Here is a 25,177-nt window from a genome sequence, read left to right on the forward strand (position 1 = left end):
CAACTCAAGGGAAGCCATGAAGATATTGATCACCAACGACGACGGCATCGACGCCCCCGGTTTGGCGGCACTGGTCAAGTCGGTACAGCATGCGATGGGGGATGGCATCGAATTGATTGTGGTTGCGCCTGATCGCGGACGAAGCGAATGCGGGCACAGCGTGACAACGGGCCGCCCATTAGCGGTCAAAGCGGTACGTCCCCAATGGTTCCAAACCGACGGAACGCCGGTGGATTGCGTCCGCGCCGGACTGGGCGTGCTCGCCCAGGGGGTCGACGCGGTGATCTCGGGGGTCAACGCAGGCGCTAACCTTGGAGTCGACTTGCACGTCAGCGGCACCTATGCGGCGGCGCGAGAAGCCGCCATCTCAGGAGTGCCTGCGTTGGCCCTTTCGCATTACCGCCGTCCCGATGTCCCCGCAACGTGGGACCACGTGCCGCGTTGGACACACAGCACGATTTGTGAATTTGTGCAAAGGATAGGACGCAGCAACGCCGCTCCGCTGCTGTGGAATGTCAACCTACCGGCGATCGATCCGGCGACCGATCAACCCGCTCGAGTGTGGTGCGACGTCGACTGGGAACCGATGGTGCGCAAGGCATTTCATCGCGAATCGGAAATTCACTTCGAAAGCGACTTCCATGCGCGACCCCGAAAACCAGGACTCGATATCGAACAATGCTTTGCAGGCGCCATTACCATTTCCGAAATCACGCCCCACTAGCGTATTTTTACGCCTAATATCGCTACCGTCACCAGGCGGTGATCCACGTTTTGGCGAACGCAGCTACGGCTTGAATCCGACCTCATTTGTCAAATGATTCTAGCGACGGATCAACGCTAAGCTCCCTCGATTCAGCGGTGCTGCACGACGCGATCCATGGATCACTCCGTCTCGGAACGCAACCGTTCGAACCCGAGCGAGTAGCGTAGGGCTGCGTCGAGCTCGACAAAGCGGAACGAGTAACCTGACTGTTTGAGGACTTCGGGAACGACCCGCGCGCTCGACAACAACAATGCATCGGCCATTTCCCCGAGCGCCAAACGCAACGCGAAGGCCGGTGCGGGGAACATCGCCGGACGATTCAACACTTGCCCAAGTGTTTTCGCGAACCCAGCATTCGTGATCGGATCAGGCGACACGAAGTTCACGGGGCCTGAGACCTCGTCGCGACAAATACAGTGGTAGATTGCCCCCAGCACGTCATCCAATGCAATCCAGCTCCACCACTGTTTCCCGCTGCCGAGCTTTCCCCCCAAGCACTTCGCAGGCAACAGCATTTGCTCCAACGCGCCCCCCGCCGCCGAAAGGATCAAGCCAAACCTAGCATGGACCACGCGAATCCCGGCATCGACTGCGGGTTGGCAAGCGGCTTCCCACTCGGCCCCGACCCCAGCGAGGAACGTATCGCCGTCGGTGGAACTTTCGCTGAGCACCTCGTCGCCGCGATCCCCATAGATGCCCGTCGCCGACGCACAAATCAACACCTTCGGTTTTTGCTCCAGCTTGGCGAGCGATTCGCAAAGCTGGCGGGTCTTGATCACGCGACTGTCACGAATTTCTTGCTTAACTTTATCGCTCCAACGACTGCCCGCGATCGATTTGCCCGCCAAATGCACGACCACGTCCACATGATTGAATTTCTCAACTTCGGATGGGCTATCCCAGGCCGCAATCGCTCGGGGATCGCCTGGGGACCGAACAATGGGAACGGTCTGGTGACCGAGCAACGTCAACAAATTGTCGAGATGCGAGCCCACCAATCCGCTCGAACCGGAAATGGCAACTTGCAAATGGCTTGACCGATAGCGACTCATCAATTGCAAATCATCAGACGTGATGCGATGACGATACGCGAACATCGACTCCAATTTCTTTCGCGCCATCGCATTTCCAACCCCATTGCCGAGCGCCCCGGCGGGCAATTGATATTCGACCGTGTCGGTCAGCGAGGAAAGGTTGCCGGACGCCGTCGGATCGAGGTTGCGAAATTCGTGCTGATGATCCCAGCTTGCGAAGGGACCGGAGACTTGGGTATCCGCAAACCGATGGGGCGGGTCGTACTCGGTGTGCTCTGCTACCCAACGCAGCGGCAGCCCGGCAATCTTCGCGGTCAAAACCACACGACTGCCAACGCTCAGACTGTCATCGCTCGATTCAATGGCCACCGATTCCCAAGGCGGAATCAATCGCTGCAGTGCTCCGCGGCGTTGGTGGTACGCAAACGCGTCTTCCACAGTGACGGCAAGCGGGGTCGTGACTTGATACCGATGTTTTTGGCTCATAGATCGCTTTCCATTTTCTTCGTGAGCGGCATGCTGACGATCGGTCTCCTAAGAAATGGAGAGCCGACCCATCGGCGGTTGGCCTTTGCCGTTTCACCTGTCTCCGCTCCTCCGTTAGTCGCATCGCCAGGAGTCTTTCCGCCAATTTAACTGAATGGCGTTAGCTGCGGGTCCCGCAACAACGGGAGCTTGCGGCGATGATTCGCAACTCGTGAGACAAGCCTTACCGTAGCGAGTTTTTCCTAACACGAAGCGTCAACGAGAGACAATCGTCGCTGACTCGGTCCCTCACTGACACTTGGAGTGAGGATGTGATTAAAACAATGACAAAAACGCAGCTCCAAAACGAACGCGTCACGTCGCGAAACGTGGCCCGCTCTGGGGCTTAGGCGTCTAATTCCGCAAAGGCGACATCGTCCGCCATCAAACGCAGCTTGTCCATCGCTCGACTTTCAAGCTGCCGGACTCGTTCTTTGCTGATCCCCAATCGATCGGCCAACCCTTGAAGAGTACGGACCTTGCGATGCGGCCCCAACGAGAAGCGAGCGCGAATGATTAATTTTTCGCGACGATCAAGCTGGTCGAGCATCTCCGCAAGATGGCGACGGAGTTCGTGCCAACGAGATTCACTAAGCGATGATTCGGCCCCCTCGTCACTGATCTCGAGGTTCATACTCTGCAATCCCCCCAGCACCTTCTGACGCTCTTCTTGACGATGCACCACCGTGCGGTAAGCGTTTCGGCGGACCACTTGCGTGGCGTAGGTGCTAAAACGAAATCCGCGGTCATAGTCAAACTTTTCCACCGCGCGCATCAAGGCGACAATGCCATCACTTAACAACTCGTCGAATGCGTTGTTGACGTTGGCAAACTTTTTCACGATCGAAAAGACAAGCCGCAAATTCGCCTCAACAATGCGATCCCGATGCCAATGCGCCAATGCGATCAAGCGATCCACCAACGCCAACCGGACTCGAGACGGACGCTTGGGGTTCAACATGCGGCAATGGACCGCCGCTTGATGCAGCAAAAAGTTCATCCTTTGGAACAGCATCACCTCTTGCTCCGGCTTCAAGAGCGTTGCTTCACACAAGCGGCCAAGTTGAATTGGCAAACCCGAGCCACTTTCGGAAACACTTCTCACGACCGACTTTGGCTGAGGAGCCACCAGTTCCAGGGGCGATGAAAAGATGACGGCTCCGATCTCCGCTTTGTCAAAATCCGGGTTCGTGATGAACTCAATGGGTTGGCGCAGCCGGGCTTTGGTTCGCCGCACAAGCTCGTCCTTTTCCATCGTTTCAAAATCAACCCAATACGGCTCGATGCTGGATAACGCAGCGGTCAACTCCGCCATCCGGATCCAACTGCCCGCTCGAGCGGGCCCCCAGGTCGGCTCCGGTGGCGTGCGGGACGTCGACAGCGAGGGAGCACCTTTGCGGAGCCGCGCTTTATCGTCCAAGCGTTTGGCGGCTGAACGATCGGCGGCTGAACGATCGGCGGTCGCTTGAAGGGGCAAATGGGCTTCACTGGGTCGATTCGTCGAGCCTGAAATTACGATGGTCATCAGTTTCTCTTAGGTTGAAGAATGCGTGCCAGCGAGCCTCGACGGCGCCAGCCCCCCCCAAAGGAACAGGGCAAAGCGCGGGCCAAACAAAAGCACGACATGAACGTTTTTTACAACCAAATCGTTCAACCATTTATACCGCTGCGGCTTACTGGAGACAACCAAAAAAGATCCAAGAAGCACGCCGAATCTCCCTAACCGAGTGCCAACAAGTGAAAAAACCACCGTTTTAATCGACTGAAATCGATTTCTTGAGTTGGCGAATGGGCGAATCGCCCTACAATCGCTTGGCGTTGGAAACGATGGACAAAATCGTTCGAAACGTTCAAAACGACATCCGCTAGTTCGACTTTCGGCCCGCTGAATCATTTGATACGCGGCGATTTTTGTTCACCACACCCCTCCTCTCCTTTCGAAGCGTGATCGTTGGCCACTCGACAACCTCAATATTCGCCCAAGCAAATTGCCGATGCCTTGCAGGTCAGCGAGTCGTCCGTGAAACGTTGGTGTGACGGGGGCGTGATTCCCACTATCCGCACCGTGGGCGGGCATCGCCGCATCACTTTCGAGGGGCTGCAACGCTTCCTGCAACAGACGGAGCGAACGCTTACAAACCCCGATGTGCTCGGTTTGCCCGCCCTGATGGCGTGCCGCAGAACCGCGATACCTGGAGCCGAGACCGATCACCAGCGGCGATTTCGCGAAGCATTGGCTGCGGGAGAAGAACCCCAATGCCGCCAAATCCTTCGCGCTCAGATCGAGGGTGGACAAACTCGCAGCGAAGCCGCCGAGCTACTGATCACTGACGCGATGCATGGACTTGGCGAGGCCTGGCAATGCAACGAACTGGATGTCTACCAAGAGCGTCGCGCCTGTGCGATTTCGCATCGTTTGATCGGCGAGTTGATTGCCGAATTGCCGCCCACGAAAACGCATGCATTGACAGCGGTGGGTGGCGCTCCGGAGGGCGATCATTATCAATTGCCAAGCGGGATCGTTGAATTATCGCTACGCGAGCTTGGCTGGCGTTCCGTTTGCCTCGGCAACAATCTGCCACTGGAAAGCTTCTCTCAGGCTGCTCATGATTACGCAGCCGACCTCGTTTGGATTAGTGTTTCCGCGATCGAGGACACAGCGACCTTCGTTGCGAAGCAGAACAAATTAGCGAGCTCGCTCGGAGAAAGCGTTCCGTTATTTGTCGGGGGCCGTGCGCTTTGTGACGACATCCGACCACGGTTACGCTACACCGCTCATTGCGATAACCTGCGTCAGTTCGTCGATTTGGTGGCGATCATGCAGTTAAGTCTTCGGCGTTAAAAGCGGGACGCGATGTCTATGGAAAACGAGTTACCCAGCCCACAAGAGGGCCCAGACCCAACGCAAGAGAATCGGCCCGATCGCAGTCATGGGAGGGATGATACCGCCGATTCGAGCGAGATCACGGCCAGCCGAATCGCCGCGACGGCGCGACAACGCTTGTACGCCAAGTCGGTCTTCTATCCGACGTTGGCGTGGAATTTCACTCTCGGGCGAATCCTACGCGTGCGTCGTTGGTGGGATTACATCGACCCCAACGTGATCGTCGGCGCTTATCCCTTTGCTCGCGATGTCCCGGGATTGTCCGCCGAGGGAGTCCGCGCGGTGGTCAATACGTGTGAAGAGTATCCGGGCCCACTCAAAGCATACGAAGCGTTTGGGATCGAGCAATTATGGATGCCGACCACCGACTTCACGCACCCCACCCTAGAAGACGTTTCCAATGCCGTGGAATTTGTCCAGAAGCATGTGGAGCAGGAGGGCAAAATCTACATTCACTGCAAAGCGGGTCGCGCCCGCAGCGCGACCGTGGCGATTTGTTGGCTGATCAAATACCGGGGCCAGTCGATTGCCGAGGCCCAAACAACGCTGCTCCGCGCGCGGCCGCATATCAATCCTCGCTTGGGCGACCGCCCGGTCGTGCAAGCGTTTGCAAAACGATGGGCCAGTGCCTGAATCGCGAAGCGGCCAAGCCACAATAAGCCCGTGCCACAATAAGCCCGTGCCACAGTAAGACCGGTGCACCTGGCACATGCCCTTTTGAGGGCAACCCGCTCGCTTAGCTTTGGAAGCCCGATTCGATCTGACCTTCCTTGATCACAATCGAGATCCCGTCACGGATTTGCAAAGCTTCGTCTTCACCCTGGTGATCGACACCGGCTTGATTGGTGATGCGCACGTTTTCACCGATCCGACAATTTTTGTCGAGAATGGTGCCTTCGATCACACTTCCGCTGCCAATCCCCATCGGCAACACGCCGGGAGCAAGCGGGGTTTTATCGCACTCGATGTCGTCGGCACCCATGACAACCGAATCCTTGATCGTGACGTTGTCCCCGATCACGGTTCGCAATCCAATCACGCTGTTTTGAATCGTCACGTTGTCACCGATACGACATCCGTCGGCAATCAAGCTCGACTCGATCTTGACATCGCCCATGATCGTGGGCGGCAAAAAGCGAGGGCGACTATAAATCGGAGCTGCTGGATCGCGCAGTTCGAACGGTGGCGCCTTGCCTGCCAAGGAGAGGTTCGCTTCGTAAAAGGCACGGATCGTTCCGATGTCTTCCCAATAACCATCAAACAGATGCACTTGGACTTTGTGCGACTTCAACGACTGCGGGAAGATCCCCTTGCCGAAGTCTTCGTGCGCCGATTCATTCAACAGGTCGACCATCACGGACTTGTTGAAAATGTACAATCCCATACTGGCCAAACAGTCGCGGCCATGGCTTTCGACCCCACGCGAATCAATCCAAGCGGGATCCATGCGTACGGTTGCCAACTCTTCCTCGGTTTGAGGCTTTTCGACAAATCCCGTCACGCGTCCGGAGTCATCCACTTGCATGATCCCCAGCGACGAGGCATCCGATCGCGAGACAGGAATCCCGGCAATCGTGGCGTCGGCACCCGATTCGATATGGGTCTTCAACATGTCGCGAAAATCCATTCGGTACAGTTGGTCGCCCGAAAGAATCAAGACATGCTCAATCCAACTCTCTTCGAGATGAACCAAATTTTTACGTACCGCATCGGCGGTCCCTTGGTACCAATCGGTCGATTCGTCGACCGTTTGCTGAGCGGCAAGCAACTCGACAAACCCGCCACTGAAATGATCAAAGTGATAGGTTTGGCGTAAATGGCGATGCAAACTTTCCGACAAAAACTGGGTCAAAACGTAGACCCGGTTTAGCCCACTGTTAATACAGTTACTGATCGGAATGTCGATCAAGCGATACTTCGCCGCCAAGGGCACCGCGGGCTTGGCCCGAATCTTTGTCAACGGAAACAAGCGAGTTCCGCGACCACCACCAAGAATCAGAGCAATCGTATTTTTTAAGTCCATGACAAATCTCGTAGTTAATTCAAGTAAGAAAAGCTTCCAAGTCGCCGACACGCTCACGCCCTCGAAAGCGCAGTGCGGCGACGCATCTGATTCCTGTTTCGGAATTGCACGGCCGACGCTGAGAGCCGGCATGGGATCGGAGCCGACACCGATCGGCGCTGCGACTCGCTTTGTGCTGTGACTCGCTTTGTAACGTTAGCCCCAGTGGGCGCGAAGTGTTGTTCACACAGGCTTTACCAATACTTCTCGAAACGAATGGATCCAGGTCCGTGATAATCGTGCGCGTCTTGAAAACCGGCATGCTTTAACAAGGGCAACATTCCCGGATTAACCGGAGGCTCCGTCCCGGGCGGCACATAACCAATCATGGCCGGGTTACCACACAGAAAGACATGGGTCCGCTTGGGATCAAGCGGATCGTCGGCCAACTCGGCTAGTCGTCCCGAAACGAACAATTCTTGGATGTATTGTTTGCCAACGTAGTGGGGATGATTCGAATCAAGGTTCTCGGGATCCCGAGTCGTGACAGCCAAGTAGCGATACTGCGGAAATGCCTGCATCAATTGGTCGTGCTGCGTGGTATAGGCGAGATCCTTGCGATTGCGCACGCAGGTGACGTTGAGAATGCGTCCACGATGATTGTTCGCCAACAGTTCCGTGACCATCGCGTTGTGGGGGGCTTCGCCCGTTCCCGTGCCCAACAACAACACCGTCTCGTCGGGCTTGACCGAGGGGCCAAGCGTGTAGTGCCCGACAATCCGTTTTCCGATCAACAATCGGTCCCCCGCGTTTTGGCAAAACAACCGTGGGGTCAATGCGGGCGCCGCCTTGTCAGGTGAATCGGATTGGCGGACCAGCGTGACGTAGAACTCCAGATAGTCAATGGAATTCACCGCGGCTAGGTTTCCGGCGTCATCCAACATCGGACAAGAGATGGAGTAAGCGCGTTGAACCACCTTGGATTGCTTGCCCACGGCCAGATTTTCCGCCTGGGCACCTGCGACCCGCGGCTCCCAATTGCCCAGCCCTAGGGTGACGTATTGGCCGGGCACAAAGTCGGGGAAGGCCTTGTCGGGGCGAATTCGGAATCGGCTCAATTCCGCATGGGAGTCGATGCGTTCAATGATCGTCGCGTTGTAATGTTTTTCCCGCAAACCTCCGATTTGCTCGGCGGTCAGGGGTACCGAGTCAATCGTCTCACTCAAAGCGAACTCTCCACCGTGAATACTGAAAGGAAACGCCATAAAAAGGCCTTAACGCCTTAATCTATGACATAAAGCTGTCGTGGGATCAATATAATGGTTCTTTGTGGGCCAAGTCTTGATAACTTGCCTTCAAATCCCAGCGCAAACTGAATATTTTTGAATGACGCGGTTTTCATTGACCTTTTTCTCCGCGTTTTCCATCTCCTCCGCGTATTCCATCCGACGGGCGTTCGATGCGATTGCCATACTTACGATCTCTACCGATGAATTCTCCCTCCATGGCCAAGACAGACAAATTTGGATCCCCCCCGAAGCGTTCACGCGTCATCCGGTTCAGGGACTTAACTCCAGTCGCGGTGAGTGCCTCAATCGTCGTACGTGCCGCAATCGTCGCAGTGGCCGCGATCGCGGTCACTCCCTCGCTCGCGACCGCCGAGAAATGGACGGGGCTGCGTGGCGACCGCAGCGTTGAAGCCGATCTACTCGGGATTTGGGAAGGCAACGCGATTTTAAAGTTTGCCAATGGCCGACGCGTTTCGGTGCCCTTGATCAACTTGATTAGCGACAGCCGAATCCGCGCCAACAAAGTGGCCGCGACGATCGAGACGCATCGCGCGGAATTGGTCAGCGAGCTGAAAGCCCAGGCAGCCGAAGCGGCGGCCCCCGCGCCGAGCACGCTGCCCGAGCCTCCCGCCGCGCCGGACTACCGACCCTTGGCCAGCAAAGCGGGTGCGATCGAAACCCTGCAACACATCGATGATCAATCCCAGTCCGGGCATGTCTTGTTGGCTTACTTTGATTCCTTGCCACCAAAGTATCGCGCCGATCTCGACGGGGTCGTCAAAGCCGGCGCCGACACGTTGGACGTGGCAAAAATCGATGCCACGCTCGGACCGCTGTACCGACTGGCGGACTTGATCGTCACCCGCCAAAATTGGATCTTCAGCCATCCACGAATGCAGATGCTCGACGAGCAAACCCAACAAACGTTGCAGACCCTGATACTGAGCGCCGCCGGTTCGCTACGCAACGCATTGGATCCCACGGCATTCACCGCCGAAACGCTTGGCGGGATGCCGCTGCGTGATTGGATAGTCCAGCGGGACAGCGCCATCGCACCTCATCTCTACGCCCTGACCAATGCGCTGCCGACCGGCGGCGCGACCTACGAGGAGTACGTGGAGGGGCAACAACATGGCAACTCGGGATATGGCATGGAGCCGGAATTCGGTCCCGTCGAACCTGAGGGCCCCGTCGGTCCCGCCGATCCACTTGGCCCAGCTGGAGACCCGATGGCCGGACCGGCCGATGCGCCCGGCCCAGCGATGGGTCCAGCGGCGGGTCCCGCGGTCAGCCCAGCGGCGACGCCAGACGCCGGCAAAAAGGAAGCACCCGAATCAGACACGATGAAAGTCAAGGTCACACAAAATGGACAGTCCATCATTCTGGAAATGCTCCGAGTCGATGACTTCTGGATCCCAAAATCGATGGCCGACCACTGGGACCAAACGATCGCATCCAGCAAGGAGAAGGTGACAACGTCGGGGTTGACCTCGCTGATCGACCATCCTGTATTGGTGACCCTAGGGACGATGCTGCAACCCATGACGACGTCACTGGAATCGGCATCCAACGCCGAAGAGTTTCATCAGTCGATGGAATCCATTTTCCAGCAAACCCAAATGCTGGCTTCGACGTTGGCGTCCCTGGCCGGAAACGCCTCTGGCTTCTCGAACCCTTGGCAACCCGCCAGCTCATCGAGTACGAACCCCAAAAATCGCAATGGCCGCCGCTCGCGCGAGCCGGGCATGCCCGCCATGGATTCGCCCGCAATGGAACCGGCCATGCCGGCCATGGAAGGCAGCGCAGGCGCCCCGTAGCGTTGGAGCGTCCCCCCACCCGAAACGCAAGCGAGGGAATCCTACGCTTGACTCGGCCCCTCGTTAACGCTTCGGGTTATGATCTTGAGGGCGGACAACCTTCAACAGCCGCCATGCTTTGTGGAGTCAGCGCTGAAGACATTTTTGTCCGTTGGGCTGCAATCGCCGGGCTAACGCTAACCACAAGCAATCCCTCTGAATTGGAATCATCTCTAGCGTGTCGAAAGAAACTGAATTGGCCGTTGCAATTATTGGTGGCGGTTTATCCGGGCTGGCGACCGCAGTCCATTTGCATCTAAAAAACCCGGAACGAAAAATCGTTCTGCTCGAGTCGTCCGATCGCGTCGGCGGCGTGATCCATACCGAAACGATCGACGGGTTCGTGCTCGACTACGGCGCCGATATGTTCGCGTTAAATCCTCCGGCGGCAATCGATTTGTGTCGCACCTTGGGGGCCCAAGAGCGGTTGATCCTGCCAAACGAAAAAGGGCGTGGCGCGATGATCGTGCACCGTGGCAAACTCAAACCGCTGCCCGATGGCTTCGTCTTGATGCGGGCCACCAAGATGTTGCCCATGCTGACGACCGGACTCCTTTCACTGAAAGGCAAGTTGCGGATGTTGGCCGAATCCGTCGTGCCAAAACGCACCAGCGACGATGACGAAAGCGTGGCGAGCTTTGTCCGCCGGCGGCTCGGAAATGAAGTGCTGCAGCAGATCGTTGGTCCGTTGGTCGCAGGCATCTACACCGCCGATGTGGAAACGCTCAGCATGCAGGCGACGATGAAGCCGTTCGTCGAAATGGAGCGTCAGTACGGCTCGCTAACCCGGGCCACCTTGTCACGTCGCAGCTCGGGCGAAGATTCGGTGGAACGCAATAGCACCGGCGCTCGTTATGAACAATTCCGAGCCTTTCAGGGCGGCATGATTGAATTGCCCAAGATGCTCTGTGACGCGTTACCCATGGACACCATTCGATTACAGTGCGGGGCTCAATCGATCGAGCGACTCGATAACCAATGGCTCGTCCGTGATACCCGCGGGGGTTCGGGTCTGTATCACCATGTTGTGCTCGCCACGCCGCCACGGATCAGCGCGCGTTTTCTTCAAAACATCGCCCCGGCCGCCGCCGCCGAGCTTTCGGCAATCCAAGCCGCGTCGACCGCCATCGCCGTGATGGTGGTTCGTCGTGAAGACATCGCCGATCCACGAGCGATGTTCGGTTTTGTCGTTCCGCCGATCGAAAAGCGAAAAATCTTAGCGGCCAGTTTTGCCAGCGAAAAATTTGCCGGTCGCGCTCCCCACGATCACGTCATCGTCCGAGTCTTTATCGGGGGAGCGCTGCAACGCGAATTACTGCAACACGACGATAACACGCTGATCGAAATCGCTCGCGCGGAGCTCGCCGAGCTGATCGGACTTCGCGGCACGCCCGTGTTGACCCGCGTCGTCCGCTGGAACGATGCCATGCCCCAGTACACGCTTGGGCATGTGGAACGCGTTCGCCGCATCCGCGATTCGATGGCAACGGTGCCCGGGATCCATCTGGTTAGCAACTCGCTAGACGGCGTCGGCATTGCGCCGGTCATCGGGGCGGCTGAAAAACTAGCAACGACGATCAACGACGCGGACGCCACCTAACACAACGGTCGGGAACACCAACGCAGCCCAATCAATAGTGAGGCGGCTTTTCATCGAGCGGATCTTGAGTCGATTCCTTACCGGCCTTCAATTCCGACATTTTTTCCTTCATCGACTTCAAAGCGGCGTGCATTCGATCCTGGCGCATCGCTTGTTCAGTGACCACCTCGTTCAAATGGTCGTAGGCACGTTGAACATGCGCGAGCTGAATTTCAAGTTCAATCAAGCGTTGTGTTAGCTCTGATTGGTCGGCCATCCGTTACAAATCTTTCGTGTTAAAAGTATCGCCTTGGCGGAGGTCCCCGGTTCGCAGCCCTAGCGAAAACCATCGCAACCGTTGCTCGCTTGTGCCGTGCGTAAAGGATTCACGATCGACATAACCCCGGCTCTTTTGTTGCAATCGATCATCCCCGATCGCCGCGGCGGCTCGTAACCCCTCTTCGATGTCGCCTTCTTCGAGGACCTGTCGCTTCTTTTGCAAGTGATGCAACATACATCCCGCGAAAAAATCCGCCTGTAGCTCGAGTCTTACCGATGCCGCATTCCCTTCGCCTTTGCTACGGGTCCGCTGAACCGCTTGGACTTGATCGGTATATCCCAACAGGTTTTGTACATGGTGCCCCACCTCGTGGGCAATCACATAGGCTTGAGCGAAATCGCCGGGAGCGCCCAATTGATCCGCTAGCTGAGTAAAAAACGAGGTGTCCAGATAAAGTTTCTGGTCTCCGGGACAGTAGAACGGTCCCGACGCCGCGGTGGCGCCGCCGCACGCCGATTGGACAGTCCCGCTAAACAAAACCAAGGTGGGAGGTATGTATTGGCGGCCAAGTTGCGTTTCAAACAAGTCAAACCAGACGTCTTCGCTGTCGGCCAAAATCGTCTTGGCGAACTCGCCTGCCTCGATCTCGGCGGGCGTCAACTCAGCTCCGCCCCGAGCGGCCGCTTGCCCCTGGCCCTGCTGAGCTTGTTGAATCACATTGCGTGGATCACCACCAAGCAACGCCACGATCAGCGCCAGGATTAACAATCCCGCACCTCCGCCAGCGACGGCAGGTCCGCTGACGCCGCGACGATCTTCCACATTTTCGCTCTGTCTACGTCCACGCCAGCGCATGTCATCACTCCAAGTGGATAAAAAACAAATCGCAACAACACGCCCCACGCGACGCGCTGGACTAAACTCCCCAGGGAGTCCCCCCCAAGTTCTAGGAAACCCACGCAGGATTTTCTACGGGGCATTGTAGCCTCGTAGTCTACAGCGGCGAATCAAGCCCCCGTTTTCCACCGGCGATTTCACCGTCGATCCACTCGACACCAAGGCTAGCCGTCGCACATCCACAGCAAAATCACGCTCGCAAGCCCGCACCGGTCGATCACCATTTCACTCCTCCTTCCTGATTCCGACAAACCATGAACCACCCCATCGAGAATGCCTCAAACGGTGCCCCTGCGGACGCATGCCCTCAGGACCGAGCCTCCTTTGTGCGCACCACGTTGGTAGGAATCGCCGTCGGCGCTGCCTTCAACCTCCTCATCGTGGTCTGGACTTGGGTGCAAAACGACGCAGGGTTGGCCGCCCGCGCTGCCACCGCATTGGTCATGCCGATAGGGCTACTGTGGACACTCACGTTGATCGCATGCCTAGTTTGTTTTGGCCAAGGTTTCCGACGCATCGGAATTCTTTTTGCAATGCTCTTCTTGTTCCTCTCCATTACCGGCAATGGATCCGTAGCCGATGCGAGTATGAGCGGCATTGAATGGCGGCGCACGGACCTCGAGACTCTGCCCGCCCCATTGCGCTGCGTCGTGGTGCTCGGCGGCGGAGTCGGAATCGCCTACGACGGAGTCCCTGAACTTGGCATGGCGGGACAACGCATCATGTTCACGGCCCAACTTTGGCATGCCGGGAAAACGCAAAGCGTCCTGTGCACGGGCGGTTCACCGCTGAGCCCGATTCCGCCCGCCGCAGCCGGTCGTATGCTGCTCGAATCGATTGCCGTACCGAGCGACAAAATTTTCGAGTCCCCTGGCGACAACACGTCCGAGGAGATGAAAAATTTGGCGGCGTTCTTTGCATCGCCGCCGACTGATTTTCCGAGCGAAGGGAAAATCGGCTTGGTGACCAGCGCGTCTCATATGAAGCGAGCGATGCGGCTAGCCGCCGCCAATGGCCTGAGCTTTATCCCGCTGCCATGCGGCTTTGAAACCAGTTTGGATTACGACTTCTCGCCACGCGAGCTGATCCCCAGCGCCGGCGCGATGGACAGTTTGGGAAGATCGATCAAAGAGCGACTCGCCCGGATCGTCAAACGATAGAGGTGAATCTGATCGCGGGCGTCCTATACCATCGCAGCCATGCCGTACCGCCGAGCCACTCGATGCGATTTGCAAACCGAGTGCTCGCGGCGCTGAGGCGTGCCAGAAATTCAGGCGACGCTGGGTACACCAATGGGATCGGGTACACCAATGGGATCAACGTCACCGGGTGGGGAACGCTGGCATGGGATGCGGGCGAGCCTTGCAATACTGCGTGGCAAGCGGGGCGTTTTGCTTGAACGGTTTGTTCGCTTTGTCGCCAGCGTCATCGAGATCTTTAGCGTTACCTTGGCAATCACCGCTTCGCCGTACTTCGCCATGATTGCCGAACTCATGGAGACAGGATTAGCCGGTGCCCGAATTGGCGATCAGTCGCTTGATAGGCTTGCTACTTGCTCAAATGCCAAAGAACCAAGTCGATGGCGATGATTCGCGCTGCGCTCAAAACTAAGAAAACGGCACGTTCGTCGTGGCGGCCAAACAATGGCGGCGTTTGCTCGACGGTTCTGAAGTATCCGAGAAGTCGGCCCGCTCGTTTTTCAGCGACTTAGCGTTTGATGCCCTGTCCCTTTAGGCATAGGAAGCCGAAAGCAACGCTACAAGCCGAGACGATCCCCAATTGGGTTACGTTCATGTGCTTGAAATAGCCAGTCAGCTCGTTGGATGCATCGACAAACCAACCGCTGAGTGAGAATGCAAGAAGAAGTTCGTTGAGCATGCTGAATGCACCGAGTTACAGAGATCGTGATTGAAATGGGGGCCCCAGAAAACCTAGCTTGCAAAAAATAAGGTCGCGGTCGAATCTTAGCTTTCTTGCATTCTCGAAGCGGAAAAAAGTGGTCAACCGGCGTGCCCCGCCTCAGCAAATTCCAGCCTAATCGGACTATTCGTCACAGCCGGCCCGGTGATCGGTTGGGTCCGTCAAACTTCTTGCCAAAGGTGGCTTGCGGAGGCTGGCTGGATCGATATAATTCCCAGCCAAGCAACGACAATTGCTTGGCAAGTTCGCTTCCCAAACGGGTTGCAAAAGCTTTCCCAAACGGGGTTGCAAAGAATTAACTTGCTGGTCATATTGTGCATCTCGCACATGCGACACAGGTGCTTCGGCACCAAACGCCAACCATGGCGCGGTAGCTCAATTGGTTAGAGCCCCGGACTGTCGATCCGGAGGTTGCGGGTTCGAGTCCCGTCCGCGTCGCTTCAATCTAAGCCCGGTTTGACCGGGCTTTTTTTGTGCGCTGACATCAATGTGGCCCCCACTTTCTCAAGTGGCTCTGCGACTCAGCTCCCACTGCAATATTTTAAAATTGCACTTCGGCGCCACACCGCGAACAAGCCTGGGCGAGAGGAAAAATGCCAAGACAGTGGCATCGCTCCTAGGCCAACGCTTCGAACAAGGTTGACCGCCATCGCGACGCGAACTCAGGATGCGGGTGAATATAGAATAGAGTCATGGCACTCTCACCCAACAAAGGAGCCCTCCATGAGTATCGCCGAATTAGCAAACTTCCTGGGTTGGTGCACGCTGATCAACTTTGGCATCTTGGCCTGCGCCGCGGCATCGCTGCTGATGATCGGCAAATCGGTAGCAAAATTCCACCACCGATTGTTCGCCATCCCCCCCACCGACCTGCCGAAAGCTTACTTCAACTACCTGGCAAACTACAAACTCTTGATCATCGTCTTCAACCTCGTCCCGTACCTAGCCCTTCGCATCATGGGAACCTCCTAACGCAACGGCCTTGGCACCCAAACACCCCCCCGAGCGACCAATCCAACGGACTATAAAAACATCTCCTTATCGTGAACCAGCGTCGCCGGAGTGACGTCGTTGCGTATCGCCTCGATGACCACTTGTTCGCCCCTCTCGTTCTTCACAAAAATTGCGGCGCCGGGACTCACCCTGGTGTTCCAATGCTTTTCAAAAATGGCGACCCGTTCGCGATTCGACGCCAGCGAACTTGGCACCGCGTGCAGCATGCATTGTTGGCGCTCGCGGCGTTCAAAGAATTGGCGAATCGGCTGTGGCAGCCAGCGAGGAGCGAAACGATTGATTGGCACATCAACCGCTCGCGGGATCACGTACCGCGGGCTCGACAACGGACCGAGCACTTCACGGATCGCGACAGCGAAAACATCAGCCTCCTGTTGGGTGGCATTGGCGAGATAGACTCGCACATAACCACCCTCTCGCTCGTTGACGCGCAATATCGGCGTTCTAGAAAGTTGTGAGGTTTCAAGCAGGGCAGCGAGCACCGCTTCGCTGATTGCCGACACCAAACGGTGCCGGTCCCAAAGCGTCGCTGACTTTTCAAAGGGTGGATATCCGTGGGCGAATTTGGCTCGACACGCCCCAATTTCAACGGCACGAATTGGCCGTGCACCATACGACCTTCCAATCTGCCATCGCTCGTACACCTCGGATCTTTGCCCGGCGCGGGCGAGCATGTCGGTGTTCAATTCCGATACGCTTCCATCGACGAGCTCAGGTTTCAGTTCGGTAAAGGCGGCATGCACATGCCCGACCCCCTTTTCAATCGCCCCGTCGTCGCAGATTCCAAATAACGTTTCATGCTTGCGCAAAAAACGGCGATAATCATCCAAGCCCTTGCTGAACTCCGGTGCGATGCAGACAACGTCCCAATTGTTAGCCAGCTTTCGAGGCCGCTTGGGGTCGAGACGAATCGAACGACCACGCAATTGGTTAACCGTCATCGACGTGGTCACGGTCGATAAATCCACCAGCACATTCACGGTGTTGGCGTCCCAACCCTCCCCCAGCAATCCGCGGGTGCCGACCAAACAACGCGTGGTTCCTCGCTGAAACAGCTCGGTAATCATTTCCACATAAATTCGAGGGCACCAATCGCTGCCGCGACCGTTTAATTCGTGAAACGCGCCTTGAATTGAATAGGAAAGTTCAACATGGATTGCACGATCTTCAAGCCAACGGTTCGCTTCGCTCATCAAGGCGTCCGCCAGATCGGCGTCAACCAGCACCGACGAACCGGTTAGCAGGATCGGATCGAGCAAATTCGTCTTGGCATCCTCAAGCAGCATTCGAAACGCCGCGACCGCACCGCCGGCCTCTGCGTCCAACAAGTGGGCCACCTCGGAGCTAATCGCCGACGTTTTCTCAAAGTCGGCGATCACAACGGCTCGCAAATCGGAACCCAGAACCTCCGCCTCGCGAGTCAAGATTGGCACAACCGCTCGCGTCTTATTACGGGTATAGGCGATCACGCGTGAGACCGGGGATGCACACCCACGTGCTCCAGCGTCCGTGATCTGAATGCCCAGCATCCGCAATCGATCAACGGCACGAATGGCGGTTTGATGGTCTCCGCTGTGGGGCGAGCGGCGAAGGTAGTGTCGCGTGTAGCGATCGATCAACGTGATCAAACGCTGCGGCTCAGGATCCTCGGACGGCAACAACTCTGGCACATCGACAGGGAGCTCAATCTTTCGCGATTTCAAAAACCACACCGCCGAGGTGACGAACCCAGGGTCACGCACATAAAAGCCTCGCCAATCGGACGCTCGATAGGTGGGAAGCTGCTTTTCACCAAGAACGCGAACCAGCCAATCGATCAACGATTCAGGCGGCCGCAGTATCAAAGCCCCCGGTTCGCTGGAAACCGCACACGGTTCACAGAGTTTTTCAACGAGTTCTGCAAATTGTTGGTCTGCGGACGCAATGAACTGAAGCTCCTTTTCGGTCGGGCGAACGAAATAGGCGAGATCTTGATAGGGAGCTAGGTAGCCGTCCTTGACGACCGCAGGGACCGGAACTTCGAAATCAATCTCACCCAAAAAACGATCGTATCGCTGGCTGTCCTCACTCTCTCGAGAGTCGCGATCGGGAGGCGTCGCGGTCAAACCAACGATCACGGGATCGCCTAAATAATCGCTCACCTCCTCTAAGACGCGCCCCCAGTGCCCCATCAAATGATGACACTCATCTAAAATCAACAAACCGACTCCATAATCACGCAGTCGAACCAGCGCATCGAGCGACGCGCGGTGAAGAAGTGCCATCGCGTGGCCGCCAAGGGCGTCATCTTTGCGAATTCGTCGCCGAAAGGAAGCGAGTCGATCTTTATAGAAATCAGGATTATGAACACGCAGCCCCTCGATCCACGCGTCCGCTTCCGCCTCGCTACTTGCTTGCCCCTTTTCGACCAACGATTGCATCCACCACTGGGTTGCCCGTTCCTCGGTGAACTCGGTAGCACGAGCGGGCAAGGTGACGGCTTGATAGGTCAACGACGTCAAGATTCCTGGAGCCCGTGCATCGGTGCTGATCAGCGGCGAGAGATCCATCCCGTGGCGATGCTCGAACCAATCGGTTCGAGCGGCCCATTGAGCTTGAATGGCGGAATTCGGTGAGAGCACCAGAGCAGGTTTGCCAACCAAATGGGCCCAGATATAAAGGCCCATCACCGTTTTGCCACTTCCCGGAGGAGCGACGATATGCAATCGCCGTTTGCCTGCGGCGAGTTGCTCACGCGCGATCCTGGCGACCTCGACTTGAGACGGCCGCAGTTGACCTCGAAAGCGAATGTCGGGCAAAACGATGTCTCGGTGAAAAAGTCTCAGTGAAGAAAACGGAAAAAGGTGTGGCCATGGGTTGCGGCAAGCCTCAACCACCTTGCGTCTCCGAAAGCCTGCGAGGGGGAGAAACTCGTCGCAGCGATCTTTGACTGATGAACGCCTCGCCGGGGTAATCAATTTACCCCGAAGGAGTGCCGTGAAAAACGTGTGCTACGAAAAAACTTGCCCCCATGCTGCCTCGCAAAATGCCGGCGCGTCCAAGGAATCCCCACAAAGCGATGCCCGGTAGGTCATTTCGAACGGATTCGTCACAATAGGCATTCGGATTCCGATGTTCTATCCTAATGGCCCCCGCACGAGACCTCTCGATGGTAGAAACCGCCAAGATCGAAACTCAAAAAACTCACCGCCGGCCTAGTCTGAGAGGTGAGCATGCGTCGGAATCGCCCCTTTCCACTTCCCCCCAGGATCACAACGACGTGGCCCCTCCTAAAAAAGCTGGCGACGCACACGCCACTGCTCCCCTTCAAGATGCATTATTACGTTCGGTCTTGTTTGGCGTCATCATCGTTCTGGGGCTGGCCATTGTGCTCCTTGTCGCGGCGATCGGGCTTGGTTGGTTTGATGATGGGGGCGAAGGGACCGAAGCTCCGTCGGCGCGACCGATTCCAGCTCGCTATGACGCCAATCGCGCATTCGGCTACCTGGAGTCGTTGTGCGACATTGGGCCTCGCCCGTCGGGCTCCGCGGGAATGCGTCAGCAACAAGAATTGTTAACGCGATTCTTTCGCGATGCGGGTGCGGAGGTTTCGATGCAAACGTTTGAGATCCGGCATCCTGAGTCAGGCGAGAATGTCTCGCTGGCGAATTTAATTGCCAGCTGGAATGCCGACCAAGCCAAGCGGTACTTGTTTTGCGCCCACTACGATACGCGTCCCTTTCCCGACCGTGACGCCCAAAACCCCAAGGGAATCTTCGTCGGAGCTAACGATGGCGCCAGCGGGACGGCGGCATTAATGGAACTGGCAAATCAAATGAGCGACCTCCCGTCGGACATCGGCGTCGATCTGGTTTTATTTGATGCCGAAGAGTTTGTTTTTGAACAAGGTCGTGACGACTACTTTCTAGGCTCGACGTTCTTTGCCGAGAAGTATGCTGCAGCGCCACCGCCACAGCCTTACCAAGCGGGCATTCTATTGGACATGGTCGGCGACAAAGAACTGAAAATCTACTACGAAAACAACAGTTTGAAGTACGCCCGCAGCTTGGCGCGTAGCGTCTGGGATGTGGCGGACCGACTCGGGGTGCGAGCGTTCGTACCGCGCAGTCGGCACACGATCGAGGACGACCACCTGCCGCTCAATGAGATTGCCAAAATTCCGACGATCGACATCATTGACTTCGATTACCCGCGTCCTGGATACGGGGTAACATCGTATTGGCATACCGAAAACGATATTCCCGAGAACTGTAGCGGCGAATCGCTGGTCGCGGTCGTGTGGGTCGTTCACGAATGGCTTTTGAGCCAATCCGAAACGAAGCGATAAAGCAAAATCATGTCGGCTATGGCCGCAAAATTGGTATTTTTGGTGCTCATGCAGAAAGCGTGAGGCGAGACGAAGGAAATCTCAATTCGATGTTCTCTGGCAGCCTAGTTATCGGCGTGACACTGCTTTGTTTTGCGTTCTGGTTGCACTGGAATGAACGGCACGGCTGGGAGCATGAGTCGCTCGATGGCGATTTGGACCACCATTATCTTAGGACACGAATGCGATCACGACGCTGGGTTCACGCCTTGTTCGCGGTGTGCGGTGTGATGGTTATCGTGGCTGCCTTTGCAGGCCCAGGACGAGTTTGGATCGGGTGTTGGATGAGCGTGGTGGTGGGCTTATTCACGATCATCATTTTGGCCGGCGCCGATGCGTTTCGCACGCTCCGATACCAAGCCAAGAAGAAATCCGAGTTACGCAAATACCGGATCGATCCCGACGAATAAGGCCCCATCAACCCGCGACGGCTCCCCCCCTTGCCGTGGGCTAGAGCATTTTGATTCGGATGTAACTAACGTCGCCCGACGGTGGACCACGTGCTGGCGATCACCGCGGCGGCACAGCACCCCACATCATTTGTCAAATGGCACTAGCCACCTTCAGTGGCCACCGAACATCATCGATCCAGCAACGCCAGCCCCCAACAAAGCTGGCGATTGCGTCCCCGCGGCCTCGGCTCGCAAAACGGACGAGCCAAACACAACACCCCCGAAGGGGCGTAGCGGCTCAGCCGAATCGCAGTACCGTTCGCAGAGCGGAACAGGCCTGCTTGAGAGCGGGTTAAGCTGGTGGGGCAGTCCAATCGAGCTGGGGCATTTCATTCGCGATTGATCCGCTACAATATCGCCTCGGTTCGTCAGCGAGACATTGGTTTGATATTTCGCTGACGTTGGGACGCTTTTCTTTCAGCCAAGGACGATTCATTCGATGACCACCGCTACATTGCCCGCTCGTGACCAAGTCAACCCCAGCGATTGCTGGGACCTTTCGAGTCTTTGCCAAGACGATTCTACGTGGGAAGCGGAATTCAAGAGACTTGACGACCAAATTGCGATTTACGAAAGCTTTCGCGGACGGCTGGGCGAATCGTCGTCAACCCTTGCCGAAGCGTTGACGTTCGACAGTCAATTTGACCGCCTTGCCGAGCGAATTGGTACGTATGCGTTTTTGAAGACGACTGAAGATCAAGGCAACAGCGATTCGCAAGCGATGAAACTGAGATTTCAAAACTTGGCGGTGCGAGCCGGACAAGCGGCCAGCTACATGCGGCCTGAATTGTTGGCCATCGACGAATCACGCATGAGCGAACTGGTCGCCGATGAAAAACTAGCTCCGTTTCGCTTGCAACTCGAACGCTTGCTGCGTTACCGACCTCATACTTTAACGGACAACGAAGAACGTTTGCTGGCGATGCAGGGTGAGATGGCTTCCGCCGCGGGCAATGCCTTTCGCCAACTCAATGATGCTGATTTACGATTCGGTGAAATCGAAGATCACGAGGGTCGAAAGGTCGAACTATCCCATGCCACCTTTAGCCAAATGTTGATCAGCCCCGATCGCAAGGTTCGCCGCAAAGCGTTTCACCAGTACTACGAACAATTCTGTAACCACGAAAACACACTGGCCGCGACATTGAGCGGCAGCATCCAACGTGATGTGTACTACGCGCGTGCGAAGAATTACGAAAGCAGTTTGCAAGCGGCGTTATTTCCTGACAACGTTCCTGTGGATGTTTACGACAATCTGATTTCCGCGGTGCGTGAATCATTGCCCAATGTGCATCACTACCTTGACGTTCGCCGTCGCAAGATGGAGATCGATAAGATCCACCATTACGACACTTATGTGCCGATTCTGAGCGGAGTCAAGAAACATCATCGCTGGGACCAAGCCGTCAACGTGATCCTAGAATCGTTGGCACCGCTAGGCAACGAATATGCGGGTGTACTCGAGGCGGGACTGCGTGGCCGTTGGTCCGACCGCTACCCCAACCGTGGCAAGCAAAGCGGTGCGTTTTCCTGTGGAACGTTCGATGGTGACCCCTACATTTTGATGAATTTCAAAGAAGAGGTGCTCAACGATGTCTTTACGTTGACCCATGAAGCGGGCCACTCGATGCACAGTTGGCATTCGGCTCGTAGCCAACCGTTCGAGTATTACAATTACACCATTTTTGTGGCGGAGGTGGCCAGCACCTTTAACGAACAATTGTTGACGGATTACTTGCTCAAGAACGCGGCCGATGACAACGAACGCGCGTACTTGATCAACAATGAACTCGATGGCATCCGCGCCACTGTGGTACGACAAACGATGTTTGCGGAGTTCGAGAAGATCACTCATGAAATGGCCGAAGCGGGTGAACCGTTGACGGTAGCCGCATTCCGGAATGTCTATCGCGAACTGTTGCTTGCCTACTTTGGCCCCGAATTCGTCATCGATGAAGAACTCGAACGTGAGTGTTTCCGAATCCCACATTTTTACCGTGCGTTTTACGTGTACAAATACGCGACGGGCTTGAGTGCCGCGGTGGCCCTTTCACGCCGCGTGCTTGAAGGGGGGCAACAGGAACTCGACGATTACTTACGTTTCCTGTCGGGCGGTTGCAGCAAAGATCCGCTCGATTTGTTGCGTGACGCCGGAGTCGACATGACCCAGCCCGAACCGGTCGCGACGACGCTCGAACGATTCCGAAGCTTGACCGAAGAACTCGATCGTTTGATTTAACCCTTCGACCGGCGCGATCGGGTTGGGGACTTCCATCCCCAACCGATCAGCCGATGGGTTTGAATTGGCACTTTTTTGCTCGGGCAAAGGCATCCTTTTGCCCTGGCTTGAGCTCAGCGGAACGCTGCGGCGAACGAGACGCCATGCGCGGTTGTCGCACTAAAATTCTCCGCAAATTGAAAACGGCGAACCCGCTTTAATTTACAATCACCGTCCTTGCTTCGACTTATCTTCTCTAAGGGTGAATACGCGTTATGGCCAATCTGACGTTTTGTGGTGCAGCGGGCACGGTGACGGGATCCTGTTCCTTGATCGAAAGTGGCGGCAAGCAATTCTTAGTGGACTGTGGCTTGTTCCAAGGAACGAAAACAACCCAGAGTCTGAACTACAAACCGTTTCCATTCGATGCATCGAAGGTTGACTTTTTACTTCTGACCCATGCCCACATCGATCATTCGGGGTTACTGCCAAAGTTAGTCCGAGCGGGCTTTCGTGGCAAAATTTTTGCGACCGGCGCTACCTGTGACTTGCTTGAGTTCATGCTGCGTGATTCCGCTTGGATTCAAGAATCCAACACCGAGCGTTTGAACGTCAAACGTGAGCAGAAAGGCCAAGATTTGCTTGAACCGATTTATACGATGGAGGATGCCGAACAAACGTTCCGTCAACTTGAGCGAATCGAATACGAAGAATGGTTCACTCCGGACGAGGGAATTCGCAGTCGCTTGTGGAATGCGGGTCACTTGCTCGGTTCTGCATCGGTCGAAGTTCAAGTCGATGAAACGGGAGATACGATTCACCTGTTGTTTTCGGGTGATTTAGGTCCCGACGAAAAGGCGTTCCACCTCGCTCCCGACGCACCGACGGGATACGACTACGTGATTTGCGAAAGCACCTACGGCGATCGTGATCGCGATGACTATACGCTCGAAAAGCGTCGAGAAATGATGCGTGAGGAATTAACCCTCGGGCTTAAACGCGGTGGCAATATTATTATCCCTTCGTTTGCGGTCGAACGCAGCCAAGAGTTGCTGCACGACATCGGCGTTTTGATTTCCAGCGGCGAAATCCCCGAAGCCGAGGTTTATATCGATTCACCGCTGGCTCGCAAGGTCACCGAGGTTTTCATCCAACATGCTCACGAACTGGATGATATCGAAGTCGATGCCGCAAAGATCTTTCGGCATCGACGCTTTCATATTGTGCAAAGTGTCGAGGAAAGCAAGGCGATTAACCGCATCAAGAGTGGAGCGATCATCATCTCCGCCAGCGGCATGTGCAATGCCGGACGGATCAAACATCATCTTAAGAACAATATTTGGCGGCATGAATCGACAATTTTGTTTGTCGGCTATCAAGCCCCCGGGACACTCGGACACATCATCACCAGCGGTGCGAAACGCGTTCGAATCTATGGAAAGGAGTACAAAGTAGACGCGGCGATTCGCAAACTGGGCAACTATTCTGCACACGCCGATCAAGGGGAGCTGGTGGATTGGGTGAAGGAGCGTGGCCCCGTACGGGGAGCGTTGTTCTTGAATCACGGCGACGAGGAAGCGCGTAGCGTGATGCGTGATTTATTGCACAAGCGTGGAATGGATCGCGAAAAAATCTTCCTGCCGCATTTCGACGAAACCTTCGAACTCAAAGCACACAACGCCCCCGTGCTCGTGTCGCATCCCACGCCGCGTTTGGACGAATCCGAAATCGCTCGCGATTGGAATAATGACTATGTCCAATTCTTGCTCGATTTAGATGACAAACTCCAATCGCTGCAGGATACGCACGAGAGAAGCAAACTGATGCACCGATTGGCGGAAACCCTCGACGGGCCTCGGATGTAATCGACAGTCGGCAACGATCCGGGACCCACAATCTGGGGCCCGCGAGCAAGATCGGCAGGGGGTCGTTTGCGGTAACGCATGACGGCGCAGGTGAGGGAGATGGGCGTTTGCCCAAGTGGAGGTCGCTGAACCGCCATCCAGCGTGTGGCGTGATTGGGGCGACTTAGCTCACTCGCGACGGTCCGCCGCGGCAGACCGAATCTCCGAAGATTGTGGACGACAAACGTTTA

General features: G+C 56.1%; 20 protein-coding genes and 1 tRNA gene. 12 read left to right on the forward strand and 9 right to left on the reverse strand.

The window, feature by feature from the left end:
• The first annotated feature begins 16 nt into the window (after positions 1–16).
• Complete coding sequence (surE, locus tag Pla52o_RS12010) at positions 17–724, forward strand: 5'/3'-nucleotidase SurE (RefSeq protein WP_146594865.1); 708 nt, start codon at positions 17–19, stop codon at positions 722–724.
• A gap of 161 nt (positions 725–885) precedes the next feature.
• Here the strand turns inward: surE and Pla52o_RS12015 are convergent, their stop codons facing one another.
• Both Pla52o_RS12015 and Pla52o_RS12020 read right to left on the reverse strand, forming a co-directional pair.
• Entirely contained in the window at positions 886–2,286 is a 1,401-nt protein-coding gene (locus Pla52o_RS12015) for a TIGR01777 family oxidoreductase (RefSeq protein WP_146594866.1), read from the reverse strand.
• Positions 2,287–2,671: 385 nt separating this feature from the next.
• Positions 2,672–3,850 (reverse strand): sigma-70 family RNA polymerase sigma factor, encoded by a 1,179-nt coding sequence (locus Pla52o_RS12020; protein WP_231612280.1) that lies wholly within the window; start codon positions 3,848–3,850, stop codon positions 2,672–2,674.
• Positions 3,851–4,276: 426 nt separating this feature from the next.
• On the opposite strand from Pla52o_RS12020, the gene Pla52o_RS12025 reads away from it, so the two are divergent.
• Entirely contained in the window at positions 4,277–5,167 is an 891-nt protein-coding gene (locus Pla52o_RS12025) for a helix-turn-helix domain-containing protein (protein WP_146594867.1), read from the forward strand.
• A gap of 12 nt (positions 5,168–5,179) precedes the next feature.
• On the forward strand, positions 5,180–5,842 hold the full coding sequence (locus Pla52o_RS12030; RefSeq protein ID WP_231612281.1) for a dual specificity protein phosphatase family protein: 663 nt from the start codon (positions 5,180–5,182) through the stop codon (positions 5,840–5,842).
• 103 nt (positions 5,843–5,945) lie between these two features.
• Here the strand turns inward: Pla52o_RS12030 and Pla52o_RS12035 are convergent, their stop codons facing one another.
• On the reverse strand, positions 5,946–7,232 hold the full coding sequence (locus Pla52o_RS12035) for a glucose-1-phosphate adenylyltransferase (RefSeq protein WP_146594868.1): 1,287 nt from the start codon (positions 7,230–7,232) through the stop codon (positions 5,946–5,948).
• Positions 7,233–7,465: 233 nt separating this feature from the next.
• Entirely contained in the window at positions 7,466–8,437 is a 972-nt protein-coding gene (locus Pla52o_RS12040; RefSeq protein ID WP_231612282.1) for a ferredoxin--NADP reductase, read from the reverse strand.
• 356 nt (positions 8,438–8,793) lie between these two features.
• On the opposite strand from Pla52o_RS12040, the gene Pla52o_RS26880 reads away from it, so the two are divergent.
• Entirely contained in the window at positions 8,794–10,317 is a 1,524-nt protein-coding gene (locus tag Pla52o_RS26880) for a hypothetical protein (protein ID WP_197169194.1), read from the forward strand.
• Positions 10,318–10,534: 217 nt separating this feature from the next.
• Positions 10,535–11,956: a protoporphyrinogen oxidase gene (gene hemG, locus Pla52o_RS12060; RefSeq protein WP_231612283.1), complete on the forward strand. Its 1,422-nt coding sequence runs from the start codon at positions 10,535–10,537 to the stop codon at positions 11,954–11,956.
• Positions 11,957–11,987: 31 nt separating this feature from the next.
• Here hemG and Pla52o_RS12065 read toward each other — a convergent pair whose 3' ends face one another.
• The gene (locus Pla52o_RS12065; RefSeq protein ID WP_146594872.1) at positions 11,988–12,212 is read right to left on the reverse strand and encodes a SlyX family protein; all 225 of its coding nucleotides are present in this window, start codon (positions 12,210–12,212) and stop codon (positions 11,988–11,990) included.
• Positions 12,213–12,215: 3 nt separating this feature from the next.
• Positions 12,216–13,070, reverse strand: coding sequence for a KPN_02809 family neutral zinc metallopeptidase (ypfJ, locus tag Pla52o_RS12070; RefSeq protein WP_146594873.1), 855 nt, complete (start codon positions 13,068–13,070; stop codon positions 12,216–12,218).
• Positions 13,071–13,366: 296 nt separating this feature from the next.
• On the opposite strand from ypfJ, the gene Pla52o_RS12075 reads away from it, so the two are divergent.
• Positions 13,367–14,272, forward strand: coding sequence for a YdcF family protein (locus tag Pla52o_RS12075; protein WP_146594874.1), 906 nt, complete (start codon positions 13,367–13,369; stop codon positions 14,270–14,272).
• 110 nt (positions 14,273–14,382) lie between these two features.
• Here the strand turns inward: Pla52o_RS12075 and Pla52o_RS12080 are convergent, their stop codons facing one another.
• Positions 14,383–14,607, reverse strand: coding sequence for a hypothetical protein (locus Pla52o_RS12080; RefSeq protein WP_146594875.1), 225 nt, complete (start codon positions 14,605–14,607; stop codon positions 14,383–14,385).
• A gap of 212 nt (positions 14,608–14,819) precedes the next feature.
• Positions 14,820–14,990, reverse strand: a complete 171-nt coding sequence (locus Pla52o_RS26885) for a hypothetical protein (protein ID WP_197169195.1) — start codon at positions 14,988–14,990, stop codon at positions 14,820–14,822.
• Between the two features lie 406 nt (positions 14,991–15,396).
• On the opposite strand from Pla52o_RS26885, the gene Pla52o_RS12085 reads away from it, so the two are divergent.
• Positions 15,397–15,470 (forward strand) — tRNA-Asp (locus Pla52o_RS12085).
• Positions 15,471–15,755: 285 nt separating this feature from the next.
• A complete protein-coding gene (locus Pla52o_RS12090; RefSeq protein WP_146594876.1) occupies positions 15,756–16,004 on the forward strand; it encodes a DUF6868 family protein in 249 nt (82 codons plus the stop codon).
• A 50-nt stretch (positions 16,005–16,054) separates the two neighbouring features.
• Here Pla52o_RS12090 and Pla52o_RS12095 read toward each other — a convergent pair whose 3' ends face one another.
• Entirely contained in the window at positions 16,055–18,844 is a 2,790-nt protein-coding gene (locus Pla52o_RS12095) for a DEAD/DEAH box helicase family protein (protein WP_231612284.1), read from the reverse strand.
• 350 nt (positions 18,845–19,194) lie between these two features.
• Here Pla52o_RS12095 and Pla52o_RS12100 point away from each other — a divergent pair, with 350 nt between their 5' ends.
• The 4 genes from Pla52o_RS12100 (at position 19,195) to Pla52o_RS12115 (ending at position 24,947) form a co-directional block, all read left to right on the forward strand.
• On the forward strand, positions 19,195–20,373 hold the full coding sequence (locus tag Pla52o_RS12100) for a M28 family peptidase (protein ID WP_231612285.1): 1,179 nt from the start codon (positions 19,195–19,197) through the stop codon (positions 20,371–20,373).
• An 89-nt stretch (positions 20,374–20,462) separates the two neighbouring features.
• The gene (locus Pla52o_RS12105; protein ID WP_146594877.1) at positions 20,463–20,822 is read left to right on the forward strand and encodes a hypothetical protein; all 360 of its coding nucleotides are present in this window, start codon (positions 20,463–20,465) and stop codon (positions 20,820–20,822) included.
• Between the two features lie 472 nt (positions 20,823–21,294).
• Entirely contained in the window at positions 21,295–23,103 is a 1,809-nt protein-coding gene (gene pepF, locus Pla52o_RS12110; RefSeq protein WP_390620873.1) for an oligoendopeptidase F, read from the forward strand.
• 254 nt (positions 23,104–23,357) lie between these two features.
• Complete coding sequence (locus Pla52o_RS12115) at positions 23,358–24,947, forward strand: MBL fold metallo-hydrolase (protein WP_146594879.1); 1,590 nt, start codon at positions 23,358–23,360, stop codon at positions 24,945–24,947.
• Positions 24,948–25,177 lie beyond the last annotated feature (230 nt).

The sequence above is a fragment of the Novipirellula galeiformis genome, from assembly GCF_007860095.1.
Classification (GTDB): Bacteria; Planctomycetota; Planctomycetia; order Pirellulales; family Pirellulaceae; genus Novipirellula; species Novipirellula galeiformis.